This window comes from Natronomonas gomsonensis (assembly GCF_024300825.1).
Taxonomy (GTDB): domain Archaea; phylum Halobacteriota; class Halobacteria; order Halobacteriales; family Haloarculaceae; genus Natronomonas; species Natronomonas gomsonensis.
Map to the genome: position 1 here is coordinate 805,755 of NZ_CP101323.1, position 16,451 is coordinate 822,205.

Here is a 16,451-nt window from a genome sequence, read left to right on the forward strand (position 1 = left end):
CTGTTTGACCAGCCTATGGACTGGTTTTAAATGTGAATCGTGCGAACAAGCCCCATGATTTCGGAGTGTCTCGTCGTCGAGTTCCGGGTTACCGGCGACGACTGCCCGCTTGCGGCGGCATCTCGGAGCGCCGAGGGACCCATCGAGGCCGCACCACCGCTCCGACGGGGAGACGGCAACACGCTGTTGCGGTTTTCGGCCGTCGACGCCGCCGTCGGTGACTCCCTCGATGCCGACGACCGCATCCGATATCTCCATCGGACGAGCGTCGACGGCCGCCACACCTTTCGCTGTCTCTCGAAGGACCGCTGTGTCATCCACGAACTCATCGACGAGGGGTTTCTCGTCGATTCGGTTCAGTACCGCGACGGCGTCGAGCGACACGTCGGCGCGGTCGTCGGCCAAGAGGTACTTCACGGCGTCCTCGAGGCGGCGGGAGAGGCCGTCGGCGTGAAACTCGAACGAATCTCGCCGCTGGGCGACGACGGCGAGACCGCCGTCGAGACGCGCTGGAATCTGACACCGGGACAGGCCCTCGCGTTGGAAACTGCCTACGAGATGGGCTACTTCGAGGTCCCGAAAGACGTGACCTCCGCGGAGGTCGCGGCGGAACTCGGCGTTTCGAAATCCGCGTTTCTGGAGCGGCTGCGGCGGGGACAGGCAAGGCTCCTTGGGGCCGTATTCTCCTAAACCGTCGGCAAGCCTACATACCCGTTTATTACCCTGAGGTACCTCTTGAGAGTGGGTGCCCAGCGAACACGTGCAGACCCCGACCGTAACCTACGTCAGTCCTCCCGAGGGGACCACAATCGAAGCCGAACTTCTCCCGGAGGTCCCGTTCGAACGAGTCACGTCTGCGGCGGCCGTCGACAGCACAACCAAGTGCGTCGTCATCTCCGCCCACGACGGCTGGACCGACACTACCGAGGGCCTCCGGCGACGAATCCCAGAGGTCCCGATTATCGTCACTGGAGCGGCCGACCCCGGCGTCGGAGCACTCGCCTCCAGACTCGGCGTCGAGTACGCACCGACGGAGCTGTTCACGAACGGCGACGAGACCCTCGCCGAACGGATACACGCGGTGGTCGACAGCAGCGACGCCCCGGCTGGGCGCAACGAACGGGCGTTGCGCGATTTACACTCGCTTTCGACCGGCGACGGTGACTTCGAGGCGAAACTCGAACGCATCCTCGAAGTCGGCCGGGAGTATCTGGACCTCGACATCGGCTTTGCCACCTCCATCGATACGGGCAAGAAGACGTTGGAGATGCTCGCCGTCGCTGGCGATGCCGCGTTCGACGCTGGCGACGTGTTTCCGCTTGAAGAAGCCTATTGCAAAGCGACCGTCCGCGGAAACGGGCTGTTGGCAATCGCCGACGCGACCGACGGCTGGCAGGATGACCCGGCCTATGAATCCGGTTTGCGGTGTTATCTCGGTGGCACGCTCAGTATCGACGGCGAGGCCTACGGGACGGTGTGTTTCGGTGGGACCGAACCGAGAGCGGCCTCGTTCACAGAGTCCGAGCGGACGTTCGTCGAGTTGCTCATCGACCGTGCAAGCTATGAACTCGAACGAGAACACCGGGAGGCGGAACTGCAGACGGCACGAGACGAGTTCGAGACCGTCTTAGAGCGCATCGACGACGGGTTCTTCGCGCTCGATACCGATTGGTGTATCACCTACGTTAACGACAGCGGATACGAGGTTCTCAGCGAGGCCGCGGCGGAGAGCTACGCAAAAAGCGACCTCCTGGGAGAAAACCTCTGGGCGGCCATCCCGGACGCCGTTGGTGGGCTCTTCGAAGAGCACTACCGACGGTCGATGGAGACTCAAAAACCGGAGTCGTTCGAAGCGTACTACGAGCCGCTCGGCGTTCACCTTGGCGTCGAAGCGTACCCCTCCGACGAGGGACTGTCAGTGTTCTTCCGAGACGTGACCGACGAAAAGCGTCGCAAACGAGCGCTCAACGACCTTCACTCGACGACCCGAGAGTTGATGAGTGCGACCGACCGGACGGAAATCGCAGAAATCGTCAGCAGGGCCGCCGGTGATATCCTCGGACTCTCGTTTAATGCCGTCCGGTTGTACGACGAGAAGGCCGACCGACTGGTCCCCACGGCCCTCAGCGAGAAGGCCACCGAGGAGATGGAGCCCCTCCCGGCGTACGTCCCCGGTGAGGGGTTGTCGGGGACGGCGTTCCAGCGACAACGGATTCTCGACACCGAAGAACACGACAGACCGATTCCGGACTCCTACGGCCCGATACGCGCGGCGGTCGCGATACCGCTCGGCCAGCACGGAACACTATCTATCGGCAGCGAAAATCCCGACGGAATCGACGACGGGGCACGGAGTCTCGCAAACATTCTCGCGACGAACGCGGAAGCCGCACTCGACCGCACCGAACGCGAAGCACAACTCAGACAGTACCGTGCGGTCCACGAGAGCGTCCGGGAATCGGTGTTTCTCATCGATGCAGATGGCGACTTTCGGTTGGTAACGGACCCCCTAGCCGAGACGCTCGGCGTCGACCCCGACTCGCTTATCGGGCGCTCCGTCAAGGGATTCCTCACCGAGACCGGTTACGAGACGGGTGAGTTGCTCTTGGCCGACCTCCACCGGATGGAGACAGCGGGAAGTCGAAGCTACGAGACGGCACTTCTGACCGTCGACGGCGAGGAACTGCCCGTCGAAATCGAACTCTCGCAGTACCCCGGCGAGGAGTTCCTCGGGAGCGTCGGCGTCGTCCGCGACCGGAGCGAACTCGAAGCCGAACGGGCGCGCTTCGAGAACCTCTTCGAGCAGTCGCCCGACGCCATCACCGACGCGACGCTGACCGACGACGGACCCATCATCCGGGACGTCAACCGCTCGTTCGAGGAGACCTTCGGCGTCGAGAAGGCCGAGGCGGTCGGCCAGTCGACAAACGACCTCATCGTCCCCGAGGGCGACCGACCGGAAGCCGAACGGCTCGACGAACTCGACCCTGAAGCGTTGACCGACCCTATCGAGGTGAGTCGGCAAACGCCGAACGGGGTACGGACGTTCCTCTTCCGCGGTGTCTCCTACGGCCGGGCGACCGAGGGGCCGCGCGCGTTCGGCATCTACACCGACATCAGCGACCGGAAGGCGGACCAACGGCGCATCAAGATGCTGAACCGGGTGTTGCGTCACAACCTCCGGAACACCATCGGCGTCGTTCAGGGGTATCTGGACCTTCTCAGAGACGACGCCGATGGTGAAACCCTCGAATACGTCGACAGCGCGAGCGACGCCGCCGAGCAAATCGCCGCCATCACCGAGAACGTCCGTGACATCGAACGGGCGTTCGACACCGCCGGGAACGACGTCGATCATCAGACTGTCGATCTCTCGTCGGTGGTCGAAGACGCCATCGAACGGGCACACACCCAAAACACCGAGGCGACGTTCAGAACCGACGTGGCGGGCGTCCCCGTCTACGGTGACGACCTGCTGCGGAAAGCCATCGTGGAACTCGTAGAGAACGCGGCGTTACACGGTGGCGACGCGCCCAACGTTACGGTCAGCGGGTCGGTCGACGACGAGACGGTCACCATCAGAATCGAGGACGACGGTCCCGGCGTCCCCGAACGCGAGCGGCAGGTCGTCTCCGGCGAGCGAGACATCACGCAACTCGACCACAGTCGGGGACTGGGACTGTGGCTCGCTCACTACGTCGTCGAATCTCTCGACGGCTCGCTGTCGTTCGACGATGACCACGACGGTGGCGCCGTCGTCCTGTCGCTGCCGCGCCCCGAGGCCTGACGGCGCACGACACTCGACGCCCCCGGCGCGTGAACGGAATCCGGCATGGCATACCGTGATATCCTCGCTCGATAGTCACAACATTTGCTCATAAACCGCTAAACGTTCAAGCGGATGCCCTTCGAGGGACGGCGTATGGTCGACCCGTACGCGCTCACCGAGGGCGAGACGTTCACGCACAGTCGGACGTTCACCCCTGCCGATGTCGAGCAGTTCGTCGAACTGTCGGAGGACGAAAACCCACATCACGTCGAACCCGACGACGAGGGCCGACTGGTCGTCCACGGCCTCCTGACGGGGACGCTCCCGACGAAAATCGGCGGCGATTTGAACTACATCGCCCGGGAGTTGAACTACACCTTCCACCGACCGGTGTACACCGGCGAGGAAATCCGCTGTGCGATGACTGTCACCTCCGTCACCGAACGCGATGACGGAGTCCGTCTCCAGACCGAGTACGTCTGCCGCAACGAAGACGACGAGGTGGTGTTGTCCGGCGACAGCGACGGCGTGGTCTACGAGTAGCGAACGCCGAGGGAGCCTTACTTCTCTACGTCCGCACCGAGGTCGTACAGCACCTCGAAGAACTCGGGGAACGACACGTCGACGTGTTCGGCGCCCTCGATTGTCGTCTCGCCGTCGGCGACGAGTGCAGCGACGGCCAGCGACATGACGATGCGGTGGTCCTCGTAGCCTTCGACGGTGGCGCCTTCGAGGCCGCCGCCGTGAACGACAAGTTCGTCCTCGTACTCCTCTACGTCGACGCCCATCTTCGTCAACTCCGTGGCCATCGCGGCGACCCGGTCGGTCTCCTTCAGACGGACGTGCTCGCAGTCCGTAATCCGGGTCGCCCCCTCGGCGGCGGCGCCGAGTACCGCGATGGTCGGCAGCAGGTCCGGCGTATCGGCGACGCCGACCTCGATACCCTCCAGTTCGGATTCCGCGACCGAAATCGCGCCGTTCGCGCGGTCCCACTCGATGTCCGCGCCCATTCGTTCGAGAATGGAGACGATGGCCGAATCTCCCTGTGCGCTGGGGTAGGCCCCCTCGACGAGCAACTCGCCGTCGGCGGCGAGAGCGCCCGCCGCCAGCAGATACGACATCGACGAGAAGTCACCGGGGACGTGGTACTCGCCGTCGGTCGGTTCGTAGGATTGCCCGCCCGGCACCCGGAAGCCCTCGGCACCCGAGGCCCGAACCTCGGAGTCGTCGCCGCCGATGACCTCGGCGTCGATGCCGAAGTCCGCGAGCACCTCCAGTGTGATGTCGACGTACGGCGCGGATTTGAGGTCGGTCGTGAGGTCGATTTCGAGTCCGCCCTCGGTGACTGCGCCGGCCATCAGCAGACCGGTGATGTACTGTGAGGACACGTCGCCGCGGATGGACACTGCATCGCTGTCGATGCCGTCGCCGACGACGAGCGGTGCCTGTCCGTTTCGGCGGGTCGACTCCGCTCGCGCACCGAGGTCACCGAGAGCATCGAGAAGTGGCCCCTGCGGTCGCGAGCGAAGCGACGCGTCGCCGGTCAACACCGCGAGGTCCTCGAGGAGGGCGCCGGCCGCGGCCGTCAGGCGCATCGTCGTCCCGCTGTTGGCACAGTCGACGACGTTTCCGGGCGTCTCAGGCGCTCCCTCGAAGCCGACGACTTCGAGGTCGTCGTCGACGCGTTCGGTCGACCCGCCGTAGGCTTCGACGGCGCGGGCCGTCGCCTTCGTGTCGGCGCTGAAAAGCGGGTTCTTCACGAGCGCCCCGCCACCGTAACCGGCGGCGAGGATAGCGCGATGGGTATAACTCTTCGACGGCGGCGCCCGGGCGCTCCCGCGGACCCGCGAGGGCGAGATGCGAACGTCCATATCGGCGGGTGGTGGGCCGCCGACAAAGGCCTGCCGACAAGGGGTAGGGCTTTACTCCTCCCGCCCCCGGCATCCGGTATGAACCCCGACCTCTCTGCGCTCGATGCGTTTCTCGAGGAGGCGGACCTCGACGGCTACCTCGTCGAGGCCGACGGCGAGGACTCCGACCAGCGGTACCTTTCCGGCTTCACCGCTCCCGACCCCTTCGTGACGCTGTACACCGGCGAGGCGCATCTCCTCGTCTCGGCGCTGGAGTACGGCCGCGCGAAGCGCAACGCACGCGCCGAAACCGTCGAACGCCACTCCGAGTACGACCACCGGAAGAACCTCGAAGAGTACGGCCAGACGGAGGGCGGCCACCGGACGCTCGCCGCGTTCCTCGACGCCCACGATGTCGAATCGGTCGCCACACCGGCCGACTTCCCGCTCGGTACCGCCGACGGCCTCCGCGAACTCGGCGTGACCGTCGAAGCCGACTACGACGACACCGTCGAATCCATTCGGGCGACGAAGACCGACGAGGAGGTCGAGCACATCCGGGCGGCACAGAAGGCAAACGAGGCCGCGATGGCCCGCGCCGAGGAACTGCTCGCCGAGGCCGACATCGAGGACGGAACGCTCGTTTTCGACGGCGAGGCGCTCACCTCCGAGCGCGTCAAACAGGAAATCGAAATCGAACTCCTGCGCCACGGCTGTGCGCTCGACGAGACCATCGTCGCCTGCGGGGCCGACGCCGCCGACCCCCACGACCGTGGGTCCGGCCCGCTTTCGGCCAACGAAGCCATCATCATCGACATCTTCCCGCGCTCGAAGGAGACGGGGTACTACGCCGACATGACCCGGACGTTCTGTGTTGGCGACCCCTCGGCGGAAATCGCCGAGTGGTACGACCTCACGCTGGAGGCACAGGAGGCCGCGCTGGATGCCATCGAAGCGGGCGTCACCGGCAGCGAGGTCCACGGCGCGGTGTGTGACGTCTACGAGGACGCCGGATTGCCGACCCTTCGAAGCGACGAGACGACCGAAACCGGCTTCATCCACACGACGGGCCACGGCGTCGGTCTCGATATCCACGAGTTCCCGCGGGTCTCCGAACAGGACAACGAACTCCAAGCCGGCCACGTCGTCACGGTCGAACCCGGCCTCTACGACCCTGCAGTTGGCGGCGTCCGCATCGAGGACCTCGTCGTCGTCACCGAAGACGGCCACGAGAACCTCACTGACTACGAGAAATCGCTCGTGTTGTAATCCGGTAAGCTACAAACCCCCGCCAGTCCTACCGGCACACGGCGGCGATGATGAGGCACCTACCCCCGCTCCGAGCCCCTTGTGACGACGCCTACTCCTGAGCCGCCATTCGACGCGACCACTGCGTACTATCGCTCGGGGCCAGACGAACGCCTTTTGACTGACGGGGAGCAATCCATCGCCATGCAACTGCTCGTCGTCGGCGCGGGAGAGATGGGCCGGTGGTTCGCCCGTCACAGCGGCGCCGACGCCGTCGCCTTCGCCGACCGCGACCCCGAGGTGGCCCGAGAGGCTGCCGACGAGACGGCCGACGCCACGACAGTCCCGCTGGACACCGACGAGCGATTCGAGGTCGTCTGTGTCGCCGTTCCGATGACCGCTGTTCCCGACGTTATCTCCGAATACGCCTCAAAAGCGACCGAGGCAGTCGTCGACGTATCCGGGGAGATGCGCGATTCGGTGGCGGCGCTGTCGACACACGCCGACGGCCGCGAGCGGGCGAGTTTTCACCCGCTGTTTTCGGCGTCGAACGCCCCCGGAAACCTCCCGGTCGTCGTCGATTCGGGCGGGCCGACGGTCGATGCCATCCGCGAATCGCTCTCGGCGGCCGGCAACAGGGTCTTCGAGACGACGCCCGAAGAACACGACCGAGCGATGGAGACGGTGCAGGCGAAAGCGCACACGGCGGTGTTAGCCTACGCGTTGGCCGCCGAGGAGGTCGACCCGCGGTTCCAGACCAACCTCTCGGAACCGCTCGATGAGTTGGTCGACAGAATCGCCGGCAACACGCCCGAGGTGTACGCCGAGATTCAGGAGCGCTTCGAGGGTGGCGACTCCGTCGCCGAGGCCGCACGCGCGCTCTCCGAGGCCGACCGCGAGTCGTTTCTGGACCTCTATGAGGAGGCGGGACGATGACCGACACCGACGCCATCCTCGACAACGCCCGGTATCTCCGGAACGTCCGACCCATCGACCCCGAGGAGATTTACGAGTACGTCGACGGCCAACCGCACCCGGCGGTCGTCCGCGAGACGCTGCGCGAACACGCCTTCGAGTTGGGGGTTCGCGAGCGCGAAGACGGCACGTTCGTCCCGGTCGAAGACGGCACGATAACCCCGGCGTTCGACGGCGTCGAGCGGTTCCCCGAGGCCTACGCCCGCCGCCTCGAAGACCTCCTCGTCGATCGATACGGCCCCGGTTGGCCGAAGGGTGACAGCGGCGCCGGCCTCCGGGAGCGCATCGACCGCCTGAAGGAGGCGTACTTCGCCGACGAGGCGGTCACCTACGACGAGGACACCGCCCTCGCCTACGCCATCTACCACCTGCCGGATTACTACGCGGCGATACAGTACGTCCTCGACGAGGTGGGTCGAGCAGGGCTGCTCGGTCGCCGTCTCCGGGTACTGGAGGTCGGCGCCGGCACGGGCGGGCCGGCGCTCGGCATCCATGACTACCTTCCCGAGGGGACCCTCGTCGAGTACGACGCCGTCGAACCGAGCGCTGCCGCGGACATCCTCGAAGCGATGCTCGAGGAGACGCGCCCGGGCTTTGCGACGATGGTCCACCGCGAACGCGCCGAATCGTTCGCCCCCGACGGCGAGTACGACCTCGTCGTCTTCGCCAACGTTCTCTCGGAGTTGGACGACCCCGTCTCGGTCGCCAAGCGATATCTGGAGTTCCTCACCGACGACGGAACGCTGGTGGCGCTGTCGCCCGCAGAGGAGCGAACGGCGACTCGGTTGCGGAACATCGAGCGTGGCCTTCTGACTCGCCGCGAGGACGCGACCGTGTACGCGCCGACGGTTCGACTCTGGCCCGAGGAGTCCCCGGAGGACCGCGGGTGGACGTTCGCCCGTCAGTCGGACCTCGAACCGCCGGCGTTCCAGAGCCGACTCGACCGGGCCGCAGTCGACGGGAACGACGACGGCCTCGCCGCCGGCGACGGGACGTATCTGAATACGGACGTTCAGTACGCCTATCTCCTGGTTCGGACCGACGGGAAACGGGCCATCGAATACACGCCGGACCCCGACGAGGTGGCGAAGATGGCCGAGATGGAGTCCCACGTCACCGACCGAATCGACCTCGACGCGCTGAAACTGTCGCCGAACCTCGCCGAGGAGGGCAATCCGCTGTTCAAAATCAGCGACGGTTCGGAGGCCGTCGACCACTACGCCGTCCTCACGCGGGAATCGGCGCTCAACGAATCCCTCCTCCGTGCGCCGTACGGCACGCTGCTTCACTTCGAGAACGTCCTCGTCCTGTGGAACGACGACGAGGAGGCGTACAATCTCGTCGTCGACGCCGAGACGGTCGTCGACCGGCTTAGCTGACCACTCCGAATCGGTCCGTGCGGTGAACTTTTGCGCCGCCGGTACCCACGGCTCGTATGGATATTCTGCTGACGAACGACGACGGCATCGACGCCGTCGGCATCCGGGCGCTGTACGACGCCTTGGAGTCGGTGGGCGACGTGACGGTGATGGCACCGAAGGTCGACCAGAGCGCGGTCGGGCGACAGCTCTCGCAAAACGTCGAACTGACCGAGCACGAACTCGGCTACGCCGTCCAGGGAACGCCGACGGACTGCGTCGTCGCCGCCCTCGGCGCGATGGATTTCGACCCCGACATCGTCGTCTCCGGCTGTAACCGCGGGGCGAACCTCGGAGAGTACGTCCTCGGCCGCTCGGGAACCGTCTCGGCAGCCGTCGAAGCCGCCTTCTTCGGCGTCCCGGCCATCGCCGCATCCGTGTACTTCCCGGCCGGTGACATCACGTTTCAGGAGTTCACCCCCCAACCGGAGCACTTCTCGGAGGCAACACGCGCGGTCCGGTACCTCATCGAACACGCCTTCGGTGCGGGCGTCTTCGACGACGCCGACTATCTGAACGTCAACGCGCCGCTGCCGCCCGAGGAGGGCCACGCCGACATGGAAATCACCCACCCCTCACACGTCTACGAGATGGACGCCGAAAACGAGCGCGGGACGGTGACGATTCGCGACCGCATCTGGGAGATGATGGCCGAGGGGTCCGTCCCCGACCCGCAGGGCAGCGACCGACGCGCGGTCGTCGAGGGCCGCGTCAGCGTCTCGCCGCTGACGGCACCGCACACGACCACCCGCCACGAGGCCCTCGACGGACTGGCGGAAGCCTACGACGGGTGAACCGAACGACGAGCGTCGGGTCAAGAGTTCACTGATGAACCTTCTGGCCCGCGTTCGGCCATCAACCGTTTATGTCGCTGTCGAGTACGAATCAACGATGCGACAGACACGGCAACGCAAACTGACGACGGAGGCCGATACGATATGAACCGACGACGATTCCTGACCGCCACGGCGGGCGCGGGAACAGCTCTCGTCGCTGGCTGTACGGGCAACGGCGGCTCCGAAAGTCCCAGTGGGAACGGCGGGAACGGTGGGTCCGCGATGGGGACGTTCCGACTGCTCATCAGCGACCAACCGGCCGACATCGGGGACTTCGAGTCGCTGGATGTCACCCTCTCGAAAGCACGAGTGTTCCGCGCTGCCGACGACGAGGAAGACGACGATGACGACGGAACGGAAACTCCCGAGGGAACCGAAACCGCCGAGCCGACCGAGACGGAGGAGCCGACTGAAACAGAGGAGGGGACCGAGACGGAGGAGACGGACACCGAAGACGAGGACGACGAAGACGATGACGAGGAGGACGACGAAGACGGTGAGGGCGGCTTCACCGAACTCGACCTCGAGGGCGAAACGGTCGACCTGACCGAGGTCGTCGGCGACAAGGCGATTTCCGTGCTGGAGGGCGAACTCGAAGCCGGCACCTACACGAAAATCGAGCTCCACGCCTCCGACGTGGTCGGCATCGTCGACGGCGAAGAAGTCGACGTGAAACTCCCCAGCGAGAAACTGCAAATTACCAAGACGTTCGAAGTCGAGGAGGGCGGGGAGGTGAGCTTCGTCTTCGACATCAACGTCGTCAAGCGAGGCCCCAACAACGGCTACATCCTCAAACCGGTCATCTCCGAGAGTGGGGTCGCCGGTGCGGATGTCGAAGTCGAGGAAGTCGACGACGATGACGACGAGGATGGGGAAGAGGACGAAGACGACGAAGACGACGGGACCGAAACCGCCGAACCGACCGAAACGCCGGAAGCAACCGACTCGCCCGAATCGGACGGCAACGAATCGGCGTAATCGACGTTCCGAAACGTAGCTACAATCGATTTTTGGACGCGAATTTTCGCGTAAATTGTAACGGTTAGTGGTTACTCCTCGGCGTAACTTACTTGATGGTCCCTGCCATCGATGTGTCTATGCCGATACAACGCCGTCGATTCATCACGGCACTCGGGACAGGTGCGGTTGCCGGACTGGCTGGCTGTGCACAATTGGGCGGCAGCGAAAACGACGACGCCCCCGGCGTCGCCGGGGAAACACTGACCCTCACGACGACGACGAGCACCGACGACACCGGACTGCTCGACGAGTTGAACGCCCCATTCGAGGAGATGTACGGCGTCACCGTCGACACCGTTGCACAGGGGACGGGTGCGGCGCTACAGACCGCCCGCGACGGCGACTCGGACGTGGTGATGGTCCACGCCCGGTCGCTGGAAGACGAGTTCATGCGCGACGGCATCGGTGTGAACCGCCGCGATTTGATGTTCAACGACTTCGTCATCGTCGGGCCGGAGAGCGACCCAGCGGGCATCGAGGGGATGGGTTCGGCGACGGAGGCGTTTGCGACCATCGCCGAATCGGAGTCCACGTTCGTCTCCCGCGGCGACAACTCGGGGACGCACACCAAGGAACTCATCATCTGGGAGGAAGCCGGCGTCGACCCCGCCGGCGACTGGTATCGCGAGACCGGACAGGGGATGGGGCAGGTGCTCAACATCGCCAACGAGCAGAGTGGGTACACGCTGTCGGACCGCGGGACGTACCTCTCCCAGCGGTCGGAAATCGACCTCACGATTCTCGTCCAGGGACCCATCGAGGACGGCCCGGAAATCCTCGCGAACCCCTACGGCGTCATCGCGGTCAACCCCGCCGTCCACGACAACGTCAACTACGACCTGGCGATGGCATACATCGGGTTCATCACCAGTCCCGAGGGACAGGATATCATCGACAGCTACGAGGCCAACGGCGAACAGTTGTTCTTCCCGCGGGCGCTGTCCGAGGACCCCGACTTCCAACAGTACGTTCCGGAAGGTTGGAGTAGCGACTCCGCAGAGAACTGACCGTGACCACCGGGCTGGCCTCACTCACGCTGTTGGCCGAGTTCCCCTTCGAGTCGGTGTACGTCCGCAGTATCATCTACGTCTCGCTGTACGTCAGCGTCATCGCCGTGGCGTTGAGTACGCTAGTGAGCGTCCCGATTGCGCTCGTGGTCGGCTTCACCGACCTCCCCGGAAAGCGGTTCATCAAGTCGGTCATCAACACCGGGATGGGGTTTCCGAGCGTCGTCGTCGGGTTGCTCGTGTTGTTCGCCGTCTCCAATCAGGGACCGCTCGGACCGCTCGAACTCGTCTTTACGAAGGAAGCGATGATTATGTCGCAGTTCGTGTTGGCGACACCCGCCATAACAGCGGTCAGTCTCGCCGCCGTCACGAGCGTCGAAGAGAACGTCCGCGACGCTGCCCGCAGTCTCGGCGGGACGCGACTCGACGTGGCGCTCGTCGTCATCAAGGAGGCCCGATACGGCATCGCGACGGCGATACTGGCCGGGTTCGGACGGGCGATTAGCGAGGTCGGGTCGGTCCTCATCGTCGGCGGCAACATCGCGGGGTCGGAGGGCGTCTCGAAGACGCGGACGCTGACGACCGCAATCCAACTGGAGGCCAGACAGGGCCGCTACGAGACGGCGATGGTCCTCGGCGGCGTCCTCGTCGCCATCGTTCTCTTGGTGAACGCCATCGTCGTCCGACTCGGCGACGACAAGGTGATGGGCTGATGTTGCGAGCCGACTCAGTGTCGTTGGCCTACGGCGACGAAACCGTCGTCGACGACCTCACGCTGTCGGTGGATTCCGGCGAGGTGGTTGCTGTCATCGGCCCCTCCGGAGTCGGGAAGACGACGCTGCTACGGTTGTTGTCGCTGTCTCTGGAACCCGATTCCGGCCGCGTGACCTTCGACGACACCGACGTGTGGGCCGTCGACGAGGACGAACGGCTTGCCCTCCGCCGACGGGTCGGGATGGTGTTTCAAGAAGCCAGCCTCTTCGACGCCTCCGTCGCCCGGAACGTCGAGTACGGCCTCCGAATCCGGCGACAGTGGCGCGAACGGTTTCGGGAGCAACTGCGGTCCGTGGTCCGGTTGAACGGCACCGCTGACGCGGTCGAAGACGCCTTGGAAGTCGTGGGGATGACAGAGAAAATCGACCAGGATGCCCGGTCGCTTTCGGGCGGCGAGGCCCAGCGCGTCTCCTTCGCACGGGCGCTCGCGTACGACCCCGACGTGCTCCTGTTGGACGAACCGACTTCGGACCTCGACCCCCGCAACACGGCGGTCATCGAATCGGCCATCGAGACGGCACGAAACAGCGGCATCGGGGTCGTCGTCGCGACACACGACATGAACCAAGCCGAACGTATCGCCGACCGCGTCGCCGTCCTTCTCGATTCTGACTTGACCGAGGTCGGCCCGGCAAAGGCGGTGTTCGAGAGTCCCGAAGACGAACGCACCCGGAAGTTTATTTCCGGGGAACTGGTGTACTGAACCCAATGTTGCCCATCGACGGGCCGCCGGAGAACACATGACGCTCGAAAAGGGATTCGAGCCACGACTCGCACGCGAGGGCGTGACCGTCACCGGCCGGGACATCGGGATGTTGCGGACGATAGACGAACAGGGGTCGATGTCCGGCGCGGCCGACGCCCTCGGCCGGTCATATCCTCACCTCCAGCGCCGCGTCGACGAAATCGAGGGCGCCTTCGGCCCGCTGACTACCAGAGTTCGCGGCGGGAGCGACGGCGGGGGTACCGCCCTCACCGACGACGCACGAGACCTCATCCGGCAGTTCGACCGCCTCCGGGTCGAACTGTCGGGCGTCACCTCGGTTACCGAGTCCATCGTGCCGGGAACCGTCCTCGACCGCGACGGCGAGTTGGCGACCGTCGAAACCGACGCCGGAGCCGTGACCGCCCGCGTTCCCGAGGGCTCCCGGGAGGTGGAGATAGCCATCCGTTCCGACGCCGTCGTTCTCATGGACCCCGAGACGGCCAATAAGGGTCATACCAGTCTTCGAAACCAACTCTCCGGGGCGGTTTCCCGAATCGAAACCGCAGACGCAGTCTCGACGGTGACGGTGACCGTCGCCGAGGGCGTCGACATCGAGGCAGTCGTGACCGAGGAGAGCAGGGAGCGACTCGGATTGCGGGAGGGTAGAGATGTCGTCGCGGCGTTCAAGACGACCGCCGCCCGGGCGATTGCGACCGATTCCTGACGGTTAGAGGACGCCGAGGACGAACCCGAGACCCATCCCGACGAGGACGACCGCCGAAAACACCGGAAGGTACGGCGCGAGGCGCTCGACGTCCTCCTCGAAGGACTCGTAGCCGGCGATGAGCAGCATCGTCAGCGTGACGATGCCGACGATGACCGTGAGGGCGTAGGCAGTCATCAGTTCCAGACAGTGTGCGGAACCGCTGCAAAGCGCGATGATTTCGAACTCCTCCTCGTGGGCGAAGCCGAGCAGGAACGCGAACCACGCGATTCCCAACAGGCCGCGCTCGTCGGCGCTGTCGGCGTCGTGGGCGTGGCTGTGACCGCCCACGAACGGAAGCCTCCGTTTCAGGCGTTCGAACAGGCTGTCGTGGTCATGTCTCTCCCCGTGGTCGTGTGTGTGGTCACGGCCACCGTGGCTGTGGCCGTGTTCGTGGTCATGGTGATGGACGTGTTCACCGTCGCCGTGGTCGTGGTTGTGCCCGTCGTCGGTCCCGATGCCGTGATTGTGGCCGTGGCGATACTCACGGATGCCCAGTGCGATGAGAAGAGCGCCCGCGACGAGACTCACTGGGCCGCCGATTTCGACGCCACCGAACAGTGCGATGGGGTCGTCAACCTGCGTGAGTTCGAAATATGCTTTCGCATAGAAGAACGCAACGACCATGGCGATGCTGCTCACGAGGTGGCCGATACCGAGCAGGAGGCTGGCGGCGAAGCCGTGGACCCACTTGTATCGCTGGTCAAGGGCGTAAGAGGCCGCGACCGGCCAGCCGTGACCCGGTTCGATGCCGTGAACCGCGCCGAGGGCGACCGCACCGAACAGCAGTCCGAGCGCCTCGCCGTGTAACATGTCGTCTCGTGTTCGGTGAAGGCCCGTCTTAGGGGTTGTTACTATCCAGACGGGGAAATCATCATACGATTCGCGGTTGACGCGGGCGCTATGTGGTTGACACGGACGCTATTTGTGGCCTTGATGCGATGATACCGACGTGCGAACGAGTTTCAACATCCCCGACGAGACCCTCGCGGAGTTCGACCGCGTCTGGCAGGCGGAAGGCATCGAGAACCGCTCGCGTGCCGTCCGGGAGGCGATGTCCGAGTACATCGAGTCCCACGCTCGCCTGGAAGACACCGGCGGCGAGGTCGTCGCACTATTGGGGTTCGACTACCGCCACCACGAGGTCATCGGCGAGCTCCACGCGATTCAACACGAGTATCAAGACGTCATCCTGAACACAAGTCACACCCACCAAGGCGAGTGGTGTCTGGAGTCGCTGTTCTGTCGGGGTACGTCGGAACGCGTTCGGCAGTTGACCTACCGTCTCCGGGACTTCGATGGCGTTCGGCGGGTGAAAACGATGATAATCCGTGACGAGGCGTAATCGTCTTGATTCCCTCCGAAACCGATTATTGGGTCGGGGTGTATCGTTCGCTTGGTAATGCACTCGACGCTCGTGGCGCTGTTGGAACACAACGCGACACACGCCTCGGAGTACGACACCGAATTCGACGACCTCCAGGACGGGCAACACCCCGAGGCGGTCACCGTCTGCTGTTCGGATTCCCGGGTCCTGCAGGACCAGATGTGGGGCAACGACGACCCCGGCTACCTCTTTACCTGTGGCAACATCGGGAACCGTGTCATCGACCGCGCCGAGGGCGAGGAGTTCGTTTCGGGTGACGTACTCTACCCCATCGCACACACCGGAACGGACCTCGCCGTCGTCGTCGGTCACACCGGTTGTGGCGCCGTCACGGCGACCTACGACGCACTCACCGATGGCGTCTCCGAACCGCCGGGTATCGAGCGCTGTCTCGACCTTCTGAAGCCGCGTCTCGAAGACGGCGTCGAGGCGCTGCCCGACGACATCGACCGGTCCGACGCTATCAACCGCCTCGTCGAGTGCAACGTCGACCGGCAAGTGCAGTTCCTGCGTGAGAGCGACGACGTTCCCGAGGGCGTCAGCGCCGTCGGTGCCGTCTATGACTTCCAAGACGTATACGGTGGCAAGCGCGGCGAGGTCCACGTCATCAACGTCGACGGCGAGCGCAGCGTCGAGACGCTCAGGGAGGAACACCCCGAGATAGCGGGGCGCATCGACCGACTCTGGGAGTACTGAGT

16 protein-coding genes are annotated in these 16,451 nt (G+C 64.8%); 14 read left to right on the forward strand and 2 right to left on the reverse strand.

The genetic code is table 11. From position 1 onward, the window contains the following. Positions 1-54 precede the first annotated feature (54 nt). The 3 genes from NMP98_RS04475 to NMP98_RS04485 all read left to right on the forward strand — a co-directional run bounded on the left by NMP98_RS04475 (position 55) and on the right by NMP98_RS04485 (position 4,312). Positions 55-690: a helix-turn-helix domain-containing protein gene (locus tag NMP98_RS04475; protein ID WP_254860355.1), complete on the forward strand. Its 636-nt coding sequence runs from the start codon at positions 55-57 to the stop codon at positions 688-690. A gap of 55 nt (positions 691-745) precedes the next feature. Next, on the forward strand, positions 746-3,787 hold the full coding sequence (locus NMP98_RS04480; protein WP_254860356.1) for a sensor histidine kinase: 3,042 nt from the start codon (positions 746-748) through the stop codon (positions 3,785-3,787). A 135-nt stretch (positions 3,788-3,922) separates the two neighbouring features. Then, complete coding sequence (locus NMP98_RS04485) at positions 3,923-4,312, forward strand: MaoC/PaaZ C-terminal domain-containing protein (RefSeq protein ID WP_254860357.1); 390 nt, start codon at positions 3,923-3,925, stop codon at positions 4,310-4,312. Positions 4,313-4,329: 17 nt separating this feature from the next. Here NMP98_RS04485 and aroA read toward each other — a convergent pair whose 3' ends face one another. Next, a complete protein-coding gene (gene aroA / locus NMP98_RS04490) occupies positions 4,330-5,640 on the reverse strand; it encodes a 3-phosphoshikimate 1-carboxyvinyltransferase (RefSeq protein ID WP_254860358.1) in 1,311 nt (436 codons plus the stop codon). Between the two features lie 78 nt (positions 5,641-5,718). On the opposite strand from aroA, the gene NMP98_RS04495 reads away from it, so the two are divergent. From NMP98_RS04495 to NMP98_RS04535, 9 genes are all read left to right on the forward strand, one after another. Continuing rightward, positions 5,719-6,888 carry a M24 family metallopeptidase gene (locus NMP98_RS04495; protein ID WP_254860359.1) on the forward strand — a complete coding sequence of 390 codons (1,170 nt, stop codon included), beginning with the start codon at positions 5,719-5,721 and terminating at the stop codon, positions 6,886-6,888. A gap of 183 nt (positions 6,889-7,071) precedes the next feature. Further along, positions 7,072-7,803 carry a prephenate dehydrogenase gene (locus NMP98_RS04500; protein ID WP_254860360.1) on the forward strand — a complete coding sequence of 244 codons (732 nt, stop codon included), beginning with the start codon at positions 7,072-7,074 and terminating at the stop codon, positions 7,801-7,803. Continuing rightward, positions 7,800-9,221 carry a small ribosomal subunit Rsm22 family protein gene (locus NMP98_RS04505; protein WP_254860361.1) on the forward strand — a complete coding sequence of 474 codons (1,422 nt, stop codon included), beginning with the start codon at positions 7,800-7,802 and terminating at the stop codon, positions 9,219-9,221. The genes NMP98_RS04500 and NMP98_RS04505 overlap by 4 nt, the downstream gene beginning before the upstream one ends. A gap of 56 nt (positions 9,222-9,277) precedes the next feature. Continuing rightward, positions 9,278-10,054, forward strand: a complete 777-nt coding sequence (gene surE / locus NMP98_RS04510) for a 5'/3'-nucleotidase SurE (protein WP_254860362.1) — start codon at positions 9,278-9,280, stop codon at positions 10,052-10,054. A gap of 144 nt (positions 10,055-10,198) precedes the next feature. Next, a complete protein-coding gene (locus tag NMP98_RS04515) occupies positions 10,199-11,074 on the forward strand; it encodes a DUF4382 domain-containing protein (RefSeq protein ID WP_254860363.1) in 876 nt (291 codons plus the stop codon). Positions 11,075-11,193: 119 nt separating this feature from the next. Continuing rightward, entirely contained in the window at positions 11,194-12,123 is a 930-nt protein-coding gene (locus tag NMP98_RS04520) for an ABC transporter substrate-binding protein (RefSeq protein ID WP_254860364.1), read from the forward strand. A 2-nt stretch (positions 12,124-12,125) separates the two neighbouring features. Then, the gene (locus tag NMP98_RS04525; protein WP_254860365.1) at positions 12,126-12,836 is read left to right on the forward strand and encodes an ABC transporter permease; all 711 of its coding nucleotides are present in this window, start codon (positions 12,126-12,128) and stop codon (positions 12,834-12,836) included. Further along, entirely contained in the window at positions 12,836-13,600 is a 765-nt protein-coding gene (locus NMP98_RS04530) for an ABC transporter ATP-binding protein (RefSeq protein ID WP_156708513.1), read from the forward strand. The genes NMP98_RS04525 and NMP98_RS04530 overlap by 1 nt, the downstream gene beginning before the upstream one ends. A gap of 37 nt (positions 13,601-13,637) precedes the next feature. Further along, positions 13,638-14,327, forward strand: coding sequence for a TOBE domain-containing protein (locus tag NMP98_RS04535; protein WP_254860366.1), 690 nt, complete (start codon positions 13,638-13,640; stop codon positions 14,325-14,327). A gap of 3 nt (positions 14,328-14,330) precedes the next feature. Here NMP98_RS04535 and NMP98_RS04540 read toward each other — a convergent pair whose 3' ends face one another. Then, the gene (locus tag NMP98_RS04540) at positions 14,331-15,179 is read right to left on the reverse strand and encodes a hypothetical protein (RefSeq protein ID WP_254860367.1); all 849 of its coding nucleotides are present in this window, start codon (positions 15,177-15,179) and stop codon (positions 14,331-14,333) included. A 139-nt stretch (positions 15,180-15,318) separates the two neighbouring features. Between NMP98_RS04540 and NMP98_RS04545 the strand changes: the two genes are divergently transcribed. Together NMP98_RS04545 and NMP98_RS04550 are read left to right on the forward strand one after the other, a co-directional pair. Beyond that, a complete protein-coding gene (locus tag NMP98_RS04545; RefSeq protein ID WP_254860368.1) occupies positions 15,319-15,711 on the forward strand; it encodes a CopG family ribbon-helix-helix protein in 393 nt (130 codons plus the stop codon). Positions 15,712-15,768: 57 nt separating this feature from the next. Further along, on the forward strand, positions 15,769-16,449 hold the full coding sequence (locus NMP98_RS04550; protein WP_254860369.1) for a carbonic anhydrase: 681 nt from the start codon (positions 15,769-15,771) through the stop codon (positions 16,447-16,449). The last annotated feature ends 2 nt before the right edge of the window (positions 16,450-16,451 follow it).

What these genes read in the sequence shown, in the direction of transcription:
- NMP98_RS04475 (WP_254860355.1), top strand. Translation starts at nt 55, where the DNA reads ATGATTTCGGAGTGTCTCGTCGTCGAGTTCCGGGTTACCGGCGACGAC.
- NMP98_RS04500 (WP_254860360.1), top strand. Translation starts at nt 7,072, where the DNA reads ATGCAACTGCTCGTCGTCGGCGCGGGAGAGATGGGCCGGTGGTTCGCC.
- NMP98_RS04515 (WP_254860363.1), top strand. Translation starts at nt 10,199, where the DNA reads ATGAACCGACGACGATTCCTGACCGCCACGGCGGGCGCGGGAACAGCT.
- NMP98_RS04540 (WP_254860367.1), bottom strand. Translation starts at nt 15,179, where the DNA reads ATGTTACACGGCGAGGCGCTCGGACTGCTGTTCGGTGCGGTCGCCCTC.
- NMP98_RS04535 (WP_254860366.1), top strand. Translation starts at nt 13,638, where the DNA reads ATGACGCTCGAAAAGGGATTCGAGCCACGACTCGCACGCGAGGGCGTG.
- aroA (WP_254860358.1), bottom strand. Translation starts at nt 5,640, where the DNA reads ATGGACGTTCGCATCTCGCCCTCGCGGGTCCGCGGGAGCGCCCGGGCG.
- NMP98_RS04505 (WP_254860361.1), top strand. Translation starts at nt 7,800, where the DNA reads ATGACCGACACCGACGCCATCCTCGACAACGCCCGGTATCTCCGGAAC.
- surE (WP_254860362.1), top strand. Translation starts at nt 9,278, where the DNA reads ATGGATATTCTGCTGACGAACGACGACGGCATCGACGCCGTCGGCATC.
- NMP98_RS04550 (WP_254860369.1), top strand. Translation starts at nt 15,769, where the DNA reads ATGCACTCGACGCTCGTGGCGCTGTTGGAACACAACGCGACACACGCC.
- NMP98_RS04530 (WP_156708513.1), top strand. Translation starts at nt 12,836, where the DNA reads ATGTTGCGAGCCGACTCAGTGTCGTTGGCCTACGGCGACGAAACCGTC.
- NMP98_RS04485 (WP_254860357.1), top strand. Translation starts at nt 3,923, where the DNA reads ATGGTCGACCCGTACGCGCTCACCGAGGGCGAGACGTTCACGCACAGT.
- NMP98_RS04495 (WP_254860359.1), top strand. Translation starts at nt 5,719, where the DNA reads ATGAACCCCGACCTCTCTGCGCTCGATGCGTTTCTCGAGGAGGCGGAC.
- NMP98_RS04520 (WP_254860364.1), top strand. Translation starts at nt 11,194, where the DNA reads ATGCCGATACAACGCCGTCGATTCATCACGGCACTCGGGACAGGTGCG.